A 12,495-nucleotide genomic window follows, 5' to 3' on the forward strand; every position below is an offset into this window, starting at 1 on the left:
GGAGCCCTCAACTATCTCCCCTCCGTCAGGCCCTGTTTCTCCTGTGAGTGGGTTGCGGTTGGGGATGGCGGGAACAGGTTGACCCGGTAGCAGATTGGTCACCTCACAGCGGAAGTTGAAGTTGAAAGCAACGCCACCTTCCCCGTCTTCACCAGCTGGCGGGAAAATACTTCCGTCCGGGTCACCCTCGATGTATTTGTCCAGCCCCAGGTAGGTTTGGTTCACCCAGTAGGAGTTGGTGAATTCAACCGTGGTGGCTTCCGCCCCCAGGCCGAATTCATCGGTGGTGACCACATTTGCCCGCTGGAACACGGTCTGATCATCGCGGGTGACATGAACCTCATGGGCGGAGTTCACCACATCCTCGAACCCCGCCGGGATCTTAGCGTCAATCACCTCGCTGACGGAGCAGAGTGCGGACTGCGGGATCAAAGTACCGTCCGCCAGGGTAAGGGGGGTGGGTTCCGCACCCAGCGTCACCACGACCGTCCCGGAATAACTGGTATTTTCAATGAACTGGTCTGTACACACCCAGTTCATGGTGAAACTTTTCGGCTCGGTGATATAGGCGTTAACACTGCCTACGTTGTCACTGCCCGCCAGTTGCTTTGCCACAGCCAATTCGGCACGGGGGCGTTTATAGTTGTTGACCACCGTGATGTGTTGCGGCTCAGCATTAACATACCCCTCACCGGAGAGATCCCCGGCGACCACCGTGAAGCCCTCGGTTGCGCCTTCAATAACAGTGGGATCATGGATGGTGTCTTCACCGATGAAGCCATCGCCGTCGAAAGTTGCACTCACAACCGCGTCATAACCGCCCACCTGGGATTCGGTGATGGTGCAGTCATACCCCACGGGCACCGGGGTTGGTGCGGTTGCATCCCCGTCCCCGGTGATGGAGATGCGCTGCGTGATGGTCGGATCCTGGATGAATGGCAGGTCTCCCAACCCACTGTCGGCGTAATTAGGGTCGGTGCACACAAGTTGGAAGGTGAAGGTATCCCCTGTGGCAAGGTCCGCCCCATCACCTTCCACGCTCTTGGTTACCTTGAGCATATTCTTCCAGTAGGTGTAGGTGTTCCACAGCACATAAGTGCCCTGGAAGTTAGCAGGCAGCAGGGTGGCCTCACCGGGGTCCCCGGAGGGGCGTTCTTCCTTGGCCACGATCCGGAAAGTCGCCTGGTGAGGAGAGTTCTCAACATCCGTGGTGCAGGTGATACCTGCGCCTGTGCCACAGGCATCTTCCTGCGCGCCCCAACCTGAGGAACTATCGGCCACGGTCCAGCGATTGTCCAGGTCCGCATTGGGTTCATCCGCAGACTCCAGACCCTCCGTCACCACACAGTCAGAACCGAGCGGCACCCCGTCAACTGTGAAGTCAGCGGCATCATCAAATCTGCCGATGTTCAGTTCCTCCTGCTTGATCTCATTAGTACCCAGAACACATCGATAGCTGAACTTAAAGTTCTTGGAGGAAGGGATGGTGGCAACGCCTTCACCATCCACCTTCTTCTTGAGGCTGAAGCTACCGTATTGCATCTGGTAGGTATTCAGAATATCCACCTTGAGGGGACCTTCCGTGTCACCAACCTCAACCGTGATGCGCTCCCCCACCGCCTCGGTCCCATTGAGGGAATAAGTATCCACCGGGCCTGAGGTATTGGGGATTGGTTGGCTGTTTTCCGTGATGACGCAATCAGTGCCGACGGGCACCTGGATTGTGGTCTCCACCCCGGCGCGGATGTTCTCGGTATAGGTGGGAAAGTCTGTGTCCGGTGCACTCTGCCTGGTGCAGGTGTAGGAGATGGGATAGGTTCTGTCCGGATTGATCACCTCATCAACCCAACCCTTGGTGATTACCTCATCATTGGCATCCACCAGAGCTGTTTTCTTGATCAGGGTGATCTCGTCGAGAGCAGGCCGGTACTGGTTACTCACCACCACGGTTGCGCCGCTGCCCCCTGTGGGGAAGTTGAATGAGAAATCGTCTCCACTCTGGGTACCACTCACGCCGCTGAACTCCGTGGTTCGCTCCACCTCAGGTGCATCTACAAGGACCTCGGAGACCACGCAGGGGGCACCAGCAGGCACGTTTTTGATGATTTCCCGGCCGCCGGCAGCTAGGGATACAGAACCTTCCGGCCCACCTACACAGCGGTAGCTGATTGTGAATTGTTCGGGGATGAATGCATCGAGATCAGAGGTAAGAAAGGTGACGTCCACATCTTTAGTGATGACCAGTTCACCACGTGCCGGCTGGAAAGTATTCACCAAAGTGCCAGTGTTTTCCCCCTCCGCAGTCACAGTGATGGTCACTGCCCCAGGAGTGACCAGCTCGACCCCCTCGGGGAGATCATCCAGATTCTGCTCGATGAACCTGCAACTGGTGCCAACGGGGAGATTGTTGATCCTAAGCGATCTGTCCGCAGACACAGAACCCTCGATGGGCTCAATCTCACCGTTGGGTAGCTCGCACACACCGGTGATCGGAAAGGTAGTTGTACGAAGATAGAGCTCAACTTCTGGATCGGTGATCGTCTCATCAATCACCACATCCTTGGTTAGAACGGCACTTCCCTGCTTGTAGTTGAGGGTGTTGGTCATGGTGACGTTCGCAACCTCATCCCTGGACTGGAGCAGGACAGTTTGGGGGGCGGGCAAGGTGACATTGATGTCGGAGCTACCCGATTCCAGAGGTGTCTCAGTAACTGTGCATTCTATTCCCACCGGCACATTATCAACGCGGTAGTTACCACCGGCGCTGATCGTGAACTCTTGGGTGAAATCATTTTCACAGCGGAGAACAAACGGGTACTGGAATTCATTGCCCCGGCTAGCTGCATCACCATCAACCGCCTTATTCACCACCACAGAACCCAACTGGCGGGTATAGGTGTTCACCACTGTGACATTGTGCTCATCTGCAGAATCCACATAAATATAGTTGCTGTTGCACTGGCTGAGATCACCCGCGCCCGCACCTGGGGAAAGACAAATATCAGACTGCCAGGTGGTGGCCAAGTCAAATTGGGGGACCGTGATGGGACTGGTCGCAGATCCAGGCTCTGACAGCTCACACTGCGTACCCACTGGGAAAAGACGTGGCTCACCCCCTGGTATGGGCCTTCCCGCGGCGTCAGCCACCGGGATGGTGACAGGGGTCCCGTCTCTGGGAACCAGGACATAACCATTGCCCACAAAGTACGGGTCAGGCGCATCCGGATCCAGCTCCGGTGGGTTGCCGATGTCGGGAACATAGCGACAGGAATACTGCACCTGGAACGTGCCGGGTGCACTTGCCAGGGGAATGTCCCCGGTGACATCCTTACGCACCGTGATGGTGGCGGAGGCAGTCTCATAGGAGTTTGTCACCTGCACCGTGGTGCCTTCTCCAGAGGTAAACCCCCCAGATCCCACAGTTACAACCGTCTCCAATCCGGGCCCGGGAGACGAAACGGTACCGTTGTCCGCCGACCACGTTGTTTCCAAGCTGTACCGGTCCGCTGCGACCTCAGGCTCATCCTCTCTGATGGTGCACTCCGCACCAACTGGGATGCGTGCATTTCCTACCTGGACCTCGGCTCCACCTGCAACATCTTCCACCCGACCGGAGGCAATGACCTCCTGTCCAATACGACAGTCATAGGAAAAGGAATACTTTCTGCTGTTCAACTCCTCCTGAAGAATGGTGCTGTTGGAGTTAACTGTTTTAGTCAATTTCAACGGCACACTGGCCAGGTTCCGGAATGTGCAGGCAATGATCTCCGTGGCATTAAGCGGAACCCTCACACCCAGAGCTCCAGCATTGGTCACGCTCACCGCCCGGCGGGGAACTCCAACCTTATAGGCAAAACATTGGGCATTCCCATCAGCTGTAGGCATCAGGCTATAACCGTCTTGTTGACTCTCTTGAATTGTGACGTTTGGGCTTCCTGAACCAAAACCACCGAGGGAGAACTCTGCAATTCCATAGGCTCCAGTGACCACCTGAAAAGGTGGGGCAGCTGTGCCGGGCAGACCTTCGAAGCTCAAATCAAATGTCCATCCGGACCCATTTTGTAGAACGGTGCCGTTGGCATCCACGATTTCTTTAACCACCTGGACACAACCGGTGGCAAAATTAGCGAAAAGTTGATTTTGCAGATTTGAATAGTTTGTCGCAATAATAGGCATTTTACCATTAGTAGTCATGGTATTAAGCAAATCTTTATGTCCTGGTCTATCAACAACTTGCCACTCCCACCGTCCCGGGAACCACAACCAGCCTTCCACGTAGACGTAATCATATACGGGAATCTGCACGTTATTGGCCATTTCCGTCCCCACGCCAACGGGGATGAGGGCTCCTCCATATTGTTCAATGCGTGCTTTTTGCTGCAAAGCCTGATCAACTTCAATTTTCTCGGTAGAATTACCTGCCCGATTACTCTGCCCATTAATGTCATAGGTCGGCTTCCCATCAGTAACAAGATAAACTACCTGGTATTTATGTGTAGCCATATCATTAGCAACAGCCTGTAGCCCCGCTGCCCAGCTCGTTCCCCCATTGGGATTGTTGGAATCTGGCAGATTGTATAAGGCGTTAATAGCATTAACGACAGCGTTATAATCGGCTGGAGTCTGCAGGCTCCGGGCTGGAAGGTTAAGTACCGGCACTCTCCCGCCACCCCCTCGAAACGGGGAGTGGGTGCCAAAGGTGTAGATGGCCACATCATAAGGCGCACCATTGAGACTCTGTACGAGTTCCCGGAGGGTATTTTTCAGCTGTGTGACATCACTAGCTGACAGCGAGTTGGAAAGGTCAACCAGGAAAGCAACCGAAGAACCACAGACACCGGATGACGGAGCAGGAGGAGCAGTCTGTGCCTGCGCCTCCGGCATGACCGTATCCGATACGGGTGACTGCGGGATCGACATCAACGTGAAGGCCAGCAACACCACGAGGAGGGACGCACAAGCTTTCATGAAAGTTCTGGTGATTGATGCGACTGACTTCATTACTTCTCACTCCAAAAGTTAAAACTGGTCTTCCCCATGGTCTCGCTTCGGCGGGTTCTCCACGTCAGATACGCCCCCATGAAGAGCAGGAGAATGCCGGCTCCGATAAAACCAAGAACGTTGGCTCCGGTGCTGGCCAGACCTCCGGTGGATATCTCCCCTGGCACCGGGGGCACTTGGCCACCTGGTGCGGTATCACCAGGGCCGGGGATTCCACCGCCCGGGGGTGGGGGTAGTGGCTTGCTGGTGGTGGGTTTGCCGGGGGATACTGTCCCATCTCCCCCATCATCGTCTCCGTCACCGGGTTCGGTGGGGACAAGGGGCGCAGCAGCCACCTTGGGGTGGACATCAATTATGTATTCCCAGTGGTCATCTTGCGAGCTTGAGGGAAGCGCGAGAATGAAAGGAACGAAAGTATTTTCTTCAAGTGGCGTTATTCGGTACAACCCCAGGGGAAGGCCGGAAAAGGTTACAGTGCCTGATTCATTGCTGTACCCGGTGCGGTCCACATCGAATGCGGAATCCTCACGGTTCAGCAGGTCTTCTGTGGTGAGGGATGCTGCCTCGCTCCAACCACTCCGGGTACTCAAGTCGATATCACTCACCCGCTGCACACGGGCCCCCACCCCCGCAGGAGAAGGAGCTGGTACATCGTCGAAGATGTTCGGATGTGCGAAGTTGAGGGTGATGGTGCCGGTGCGTGTCGGGTCGATGGCCACCGCTTGAGCAGACACAGGTAGGAAAAACACCAGGATCATCAACAGCATGCTGAGACTACGTAGCACGGTGAGCACCCACCCTCTGATTTTTCTGCCGCTCGCGTCGAATCAGCAATGCAATGATCAGCAGCGCGACTATCACTCCGAGGAGCACCCAGGTCATCCAGGGCTGCCAAAGTGAGGAGTTTTCAAATGCCTCATCGATGGTTTCCTCCGGGTCCATTGGTACTCGCACACCGCGCACCAGGAGGCGGTGGGAGTTGATGCCATAGGGGGTGCAGGTGATCAGGGTGAGGTGATCCGCGTTGGCTATCGGCTGCACATTGGAGGTTTCTGCTGGTAGCACTACCTCGATCTGGTCCACCTCATATTTGAGGGCTTCTCCCATCACGTCGATGTAAATGGCGTCACCGATGACCACCTGGTCAAGTTCATCGAACATGGTCGTGGTGGTCAGACCGGTGTGTCCGGTCAGGATGGAGTGGGTGTTCTCCCCACCCACCGGGAGGGCTGATCCATAGAGGTGCCCCACTCCCTTATGGAGGGTGTCATCCTCGGTGCCGTGGTAGATGGGAAGTTTCACATCGATTACTGGTATGGAGATTGCCGCCATGACGGCATCCTCGTCACCGGATGGGTTGAGCTCTTCCTCATAGTTTTGGTACGGGCGGTTGTCCTTGGACACCCGTGACAGCCATGGGTCCAGGATGGGCGCGCCGGCATTCGCCTGGTTGTAGGCATGGGCGCGCTCGATCCAGGAGGAGCGATCCTCCTCAGTCACTTCGGACTGGGAGTTGCGGTAGGCATCAACCACCGCGCTTTGCCCGGCGTTGTAGAGGTAGGTTGCGATCACCGGATAAAGTAGTGCGATGATCCCGGCGAGTGCCAGTACCAGCGGAATTACCTTATCTTTAAGGGAACCACCGCTGTCCCTGGGCTTGGTGTCCACGGACATAGTGTTCTCCAGATCTTGAGGGGTGGACTGCGCCTAATGCTTATCGACGCTCGCCCACCGCCTCCTCTTGCCTTAGGCCTGCTTGCGGTTGCGGGCTGCGTAGTAGGCAGCTGCGATCAGCAGCAGCAGTGCGCCACCACCGAGCGCGACCCAGATACCCATCCCACCGGTCAGTGGCAGGTTGAAACCAGCATTTGCCTGGACATTTTGAATCCGTGCATCAGTCGTAAGCAACCCAGCCGTATTTCTATCAGGGGTCAAAGTGACCGCCACGGGCTGCGGCAACAGCTCGTAGTTGGATGGTGCTTCTGTCTCCAGAAGGCAGAAGGTTGTTCCCTTATCCGCCCAGATGTCCTGGAAAATCCTTTCGTTACCTGCCGCGTTACCCTGCAGGTTTGCAAGATGGATGCCGGAGATGGAAACCGCACCCTCGGGATTGGTGCGCCATTCCGTGATCCGCGCCCCAGAATCAGTTCCCACACTGATGGGGTCAGTTGCGATACTCAGTGGTCCATCACCAGGTTCCTCACAGCGGTACAGCTCAAAAGTTGCAGGATTATCGGTGATGGGATTGGAATTCACATCCACCTTGGTGATATTGATCTGTCCATAAATAGCGGTGGCGGTGTGGGAAATGGCACCAGGGTTCGGCCCGTCACCTGGGTTTGCAGGATCCCAGTCTGCAGGTGGAATGGTTCCGTATCCCTCGGTGCGCCTGAACCACGCATTATTATCCAGATTATCCTCTGGAACAGCACTCAGGGTAGCTCCGATTTGCACCCTAATTTCAATGTCACCAGCTGCCAAAGCCGCATTTAAGGCAGTAAGACCGGATTGGGTGAAGTCCACGAAGAGAATCTGACTTTCTTCAGTGCCTTCGACTGATCCCCTGTTGAGCACATCATAGCTGCCCGGTGCCATCGCTTGTCCATTAAGGAAAATGGATTGGATCTGCCCGCTTGTCAATTCCCGGGGTAGTTTATCCGTGAAGGTGAGTCCCGTCATGCCATCCACTGGACTGCGCGGGATATCAACTGAGATGTTGTACTCAATCTGCTCCCCAAGAGAAGTACCTGTTACATCGTAGCCTGTAGCTGTTGTTACCGGATCGCTAATGAGCTTGGTGGGAACACCGAAGGACTGTCCCTTTGGATAGACATACACAGTATTCAGCCATCCGTCACCGCCTACCTCAGGCGTTGGATTGGTCATGGGCACGGCAACCAGGAAAGGGTCGCTGGGCGCGACGGCCACACCATTCACATCACGGGGATCGAACTCTTCCACAACCAAGTAGAACCCAATTGGCAGGCTATCGAACTCAGCCAGACCCGCTGAATCTGTCGCCTCTTCACGCTTAGACGCATCGCTCAGGCGAGGATGGTTCATGTTAAGAGTTCTCTCATTGCGAACCGAACCGTTGAAGAGGTCCGCGATATCAACCCCTGCTGCCTGCTGCCAACCATTCTGAGTGGTCAGATCAATATCATTCAGCTTGTATGCCGAGTATCGAATACCTTCCGCACGATCCTCACCAACAGTCTTCTCAGTTCCATCCGCGAAAATGTCATTGTCAACACTCCTCACCTTGTAGATGTGGAGATTCGCAGTATCTGGGATACCACTCAAAGGTGGGGTCACTTCCTGCGCCGCAGCAGCTGGCAATGCAGCCGGGGAAACATTGTAGGCAACCGCACCAACGGTGCCAGTGGCTAGAAGGGCGGAGACGGCGACAACCGATGCCGCACGACGAATGGAATGCATGGAATGCTCCTGTGAATCAGCGACTGGACCCCAGGGGACAGCCGGAATGAAGGTCGAGGCCGCTTATTCATGGGCTCGGATGGTAGAAGATGCCACGCCAGCAAGAGTGGAACGCTCTTAATCATCTGCTCCGATGCATATGACCCCATTTGGCCTGACATCTAAATAACAGCGGTTTACTTAATTAGTAACCCAACCCCAGCTAGCTGTCAATATCACACGTGCTTCACAGGTTACACCATTTGAAACAGGGTGGATTTTTCACATAAATCGTGATAAAGGGGATTAAATCCACCTATAACCCGGCGGGTGGCGGGAGCCAACTTGAGGCGTTAAAACTTCTCAGGTTCATAAATATGACTATGCAGATAATTATTCATCACGTGAAAATCTTCAGATTATACCAATAGGGTTTGGGCAGCTAGCCACCCCTGCCGATACCTTCCCTGCATAAATCCTTCCACCCCACCTCATTAAGCTTAAAATAATATAAAAATCACTCAGGTTTCCCATGTGCTAAACATAACCCCTAATAGCTAAGCAATAAGACCCCCATCTTTGCATTAAACCCAAAATGAGGGAGTCAGATGGAGATAAAAAACACATATGGCATTCGAGTGTAAAGATCGACACTCCTGGGTTGTGAAACAAAAAATGAGGTTGTCACATCTACAAAATGTGACAACCTCGCCTCGCCGAGTGAAAAACTGACAGCTACTTCACCAGCAGCTCAGCAATCTGAATGGTGTTCAGTGCAGCACCCTTACGCAGGTTGTCGCCGGAGACAACAAACACCAGTCCACGGTTGTCATCAACGGTGGAGTCCTGGCGGATACGGCCAACCAGGGACTCATCAATGCCAGCGGCAGCAAGAGGGGTTGGGACGTCGACAAGCTTGACACCTGCAGCGTTGCCCAGGATCTCCTTGGCCTGCTCCACGGTGATGGGACGCTCGAACTCCGCGTGGATGGTCAGGGTGTGGCCGGTGAAAACCGGAACACGGACGCAGGTGCCGGAGACCTTGAGCTCAGGAAGGTTCAGGATCTTGCGGGACTCATTGCGCAGCTTCTGCTCTTCATCAGTCTCGAAAGTGCCATCATCCACCAGACCACCGGCGAAAGGAATCACGTTGTAGGCGATCGGAGCAACATAAGGCCCCTGGTCTCCGCTGTCAGCAGCCTGTCCATCGTGGACGAAGTCAACATTGTGGTTGCCGACCTCGGAGACCTGCTTGGCCAGGGTCTCCACGCCCGCCAGGCCGGAACCGGACACCGCCTGGTAGGAGGACACATGCAGCTTGACCAGGCCAGCGGCCTCATGCAGGGGCTTGAGCACCGGCATGGCAGCCATGGTGGTGCAGTTCGGGTTGGCGATGATGCCCTTGGCCAGGTTGTCCTTGGACTCAGGGTTGACCTCAGAAACGATCAGTGGAACCTCATCGTCCTTACGGAAGGCCGAGGAGTTATCCACCACCGTGGCACCAGCTGCGGTGAACAATGATGCGTATTCACGGGAGGCGGTACCACCTGCGGAAAACAGTGCCACGTCAATGCCTGTGAGGGATTCCTCGGTGGCCTGGGTGATGTCCTCAACCTCAATCTGCTGGCCACGGAAGTCAAGCTTCTTACCGGCAGAACGTGGGGAGGCGAAGAAGCGGACGGAGTCAGCTGGGAAATCACGCTGCTCAAGAAGGGTGCGCATAACCTGGCCGACCTGGCCGGTGGCACCAACAACTGCAATGGTGGTCATTTAAAAAACCCGTTCCTTAAAAAGTTTGTTTAACGGCCGGTGCCTGCGTAGACGGTGACTTCTTCCTCGCCACCGAGCTGGAACTGCTCATGCAGTGCCAGTGCGGACTTATCCAGGTCATCTTCGCGGATCAGCACGGAGATGCGGATCTCGGAAGTGGAGATGAGCTCAACGTTGACGTTGACGTCGCGAAGCGCTTCCATGAATTCTGCGGTCACACCGGGGTGGGACTTCATGCCGGCACCAACCAGGGAAACCTTGCCCACCTGGTCGTCATAAAGCACATTGGCCCAGTCCCCCTGCTGCTGCATCTTCTTCAGCAGCTCCATGGCGCGTGGCCCATCAGAACGTGGGCAGGTGAAGGTGATGTCAGTGGTGCCGTCCTCCACGGAGGAGACATTCTGCAGAACCATGTCGATGTTGACCTCGGCATCGGCCAGCGCACGGAAGACCTTGGCGGCCTCACCCGGCTTGTCCGGGATACCCAGAACGGTGACCTTTGCTTCGGACTTGTCGGTTGCTACACCGGTGAGAACTGCTTCTTCCACAGGAATATCCTCCATCGAACCGGCGATCAGGGTGCCGGGGTCATTGCTATAGGACGAACGGACGCGCATCGGAACGTTGAACGCACGGGCGTATTCAACGCTTCGCAGCACAAGAATCTTGGAACCGACAGCAGCCAGCTCAAGCATCTCCTCAAAGGAGAGCTTCTCCAGCTTCTGGGCGTTGGGCACGATGCGCGGATCCGCGGTGTACACACCGTCGACGTCTGAGTAGATCTCACAGACATCGGCATCCAGTGCCGCAGCCAGTGCCACCGCGGTGGTGTCTGAGCCACCACGTCCCAGGGTGGTCACATCGCGGGTTTCTTTGTTAACACCCTGAAAACCAGCGACGATGCAGATCTTGCCCTCATCGAGAGCCTCACGGACACGGCCCGGGGTGACATCCACGATGCGCGCATTGCCGTGACGCTCAGTGGTGAGCACGCCGGCCTGGGAACCGGTGAAGGACTGCGCCTCCGCACCCAGAGATTCAATGGCCATGGCCACCAGAGCGTTGGAAATGCGCTCACCGGCTGTCAGGAGCATATCCATCTCACGGGCCGGCGGGACCGGGTTCACGGCTGCGGCAAGATCCAGAAGTTCATCAGTGGTGTCGCCCATTGCGGAGCACACGACCACGACATCATTTCCAGCCTTTTTGGTGGCAACAATCCGTTCAGCAACATTTCGGATGCGTTCTGCACTCTCCAGTGAAGAACCGCCATATTTCTGTACGACTAGGGCCACCCTTGCGCACCTTTCGCTCACGGTACTGACAGTTACGAATCACCACTCTACCTTTTCGATCGCCCGATACATATCCGAGGGAAACATTAAAATCACCCCTGTTTTGCCAAAACCCAAAAGACAGCGCTTATCGACGCCCACCAACGCCCGCTTGCCGCTCTACGGTTGCCCCTTGCTGTGCCGCTGCACCTTCGAGTTACGCGGTTACTACCCCATCCACTAACGTTGAGCGGGTGCAAAGCGATCTGTTAGCCGTGGTGTTCGCTCTGGCCTCGGCCCTCACCATCGCGTGGGGAACTGTTGTCCGCCACGGTATCGCGGTCAGCGCCCCGGAAGGCACCTCTCCCATCATCACCGCCATCCAACGGCCACTGTGGTGGGCGGGCATGTCCACCGCCATCATCGCCTATGGCCTCCAGGTCGTGGCTCTGGCCTTTGGCCCCCTGCTACTGGTGCAGCCCTTCCTGGTGATGTCATTGATGTTCACCCTGCCGCTGTCCGCATTCTACAACAAACGCCGGATGTCGCTGGCAGAAATCCTGTGGTCCACCCTGCTCACCGGTTCAGTGGCTGTGGTGTCCGTGATGGGCCGGCCCATTGGCGGTGAGGACCATCCACCCATCCAACGCTGGATCCCTGCCCTGTTGATCGGTGCAGTGGTTCTGGCGATTTTGTATCAGGTGGGAGCCAAGTCCGGAAAACGTCGACGCGCATTACTCCAGGGGCTGGTGACCGGTGCAATCTTTGGATATGTGGCTGTGTTATCCAAGGCCGTTGCAGACACCTTCACTGCTTCGGGCCTCATGGGACTGCTGGGTGCCTGGGAGATGTACACCCTGGTCTTGGTCGCCACCGTGGGAACCCTGGTCCAGCAGAATGCCTTCAACGCCGGTGCGCTGAGGTCATCCCTTCCCGCCATGAAGATCGGTGAGCCCATCATCGCCTTCTCACTGGGTTATGCCGTACTGCTAGAACGTTTCCAGGTTGTTGACTGGGAATGGATCTGGATGGG

General features: G+C 55.9%; 7 protein-coding genes and 1 pseudogene. 1 reads left to right on the plus strand and 7 read right to left on the minus strand.

What is annotated here, in order from left to right; genetic code table 11:
- The 7 genes and pseudogenes from Q0M74_RS09695 to Q0M74_RS09720 all read right to left on the minus strand — a co-directional run.
- On the minus strand, positions 1 to 3,816 hold a 3,816-nt coding region (locus tag Q0M74_RS09695; RefSeq protein ID WP_293953861.1), incomplete at its 3' end, for a DUF5979 domain-containing protein.
- Positions 3,817 to 4,428: 612 nt separating this feature from the next.
- Positions 4,429 to 5,001, minus strand: a pseudogene (locus Q0M74_RS13910) (vWA domain-containing protein); the annotation flags it as partial.
- Positions 5,001 to 5,768, minus strand: a complete 768-nt coding sequence (locus Q0M74_RS09700) for a hypothetical protein (RefSeq protein ID WP_293953863.1) — start codon at positions 5,766 to 5,768, stop codon at positions 5,001 to 5,003. The pseudogene Q0M74_RS13910 and the gene Q0M74_RS09700, both read right to left, overlap by 1 nt.
- Positions 5,769 to 5,775: 7 nt before the next feature.
- Entirely contained in the window at positions 5,776 to 6,669 is an 894-nt protein-coding gene (locus Q0M74_RS09705; protein WP_293953865.1) for a class C sortase, read from the minus strand.
- Between the two features lie 78 nt (positions 6,670 to 6,747).
- Positions 6,748 to 8,439 carry a SpaH/EbpB family LPXTG-anchored major pilin gene (locus Q0M74_RS09710; protein WP_293953867.1) on the minus strand — a complete coding sequence of 564 codons (1,692 nt, stop codon included), beginning with the start codon at positions 8,437 to 8,439 and terminating at the stop codon, positions 6,748 to 6,750.
- Positions 8,440 to 9,153: 714 nt separating this feature from the next.
- On the minus strand, positions 9,154 to 10,188 hold the full coding sequence (locus Q0M74_RS09715; RefSeq protein ID WP_293953869.1) for an aspartate-semialdehyde dehydrogenase: 1,035 nt from the start codon (positions 10,186 to 10,188) through the stop codon (positions 9,154 to 9,156).
- A 29-nt stretch (positions 10,189 to 10,217) separates the two neighbouring features.
- Positions 10,218 to 11,483, minus strand: coding sequence for an aspartate kinase (locus tag Q0M74_RS09720; protein ID WP_293953871.1), 1,266 nt, complete (start codon positions 11,481 to 11,483; stop codon positions 10,218 to 10,220).
- Between the two features lie 233 nt (positions 11,484 to 11,716).
- On the opposite strand from Q0M74_RS09720, the gene Q0M74_RS09725 reads away from it, so the two are divergent.
- On the plus strand, positions 11,717 to 12,495 hold a 779-nt coding region (locus tag Q0M74_RS09725), incomplete at its 3' end, for a DMT family transporter (RefSeq protein WP_293953873.1).

It is taken from the genome of uncultured Corynebacterium sp. (genome assembly GCF_945649885.1).
Lineage (GTDB): Bacteria > Actinomycetota > Actinomycetes > Mycobacteriales > Mycobacteriaceae > Corynebacterium.

Bases quoted from the DNA above. Each gene is read 5' to 3' on its own strand.
- Q0M74_RS09715 (WP_293953869.1), bottom strand. From the start codon at position 10,188: ATGACCACCATTGCAGTTGTTGGTGCCACCGGCCAGGTCGGCCAGGTT.
- Q0M74_RS09700 (WP_293953863.1), bottom strand. From the start codon at position 5,768: ATGCTGTTGATGATCCTGGTGTTTTTCCTACCTGTGTCTGCTCAAGCG.
- Q0M74_RS09710 (WP_293953867.1), bottom strand. From the start codon at position 8,439: ATGCATTCCATTCGTCGTGCGGCATCGGTTGTCGCCGTCTCCGCCCTT.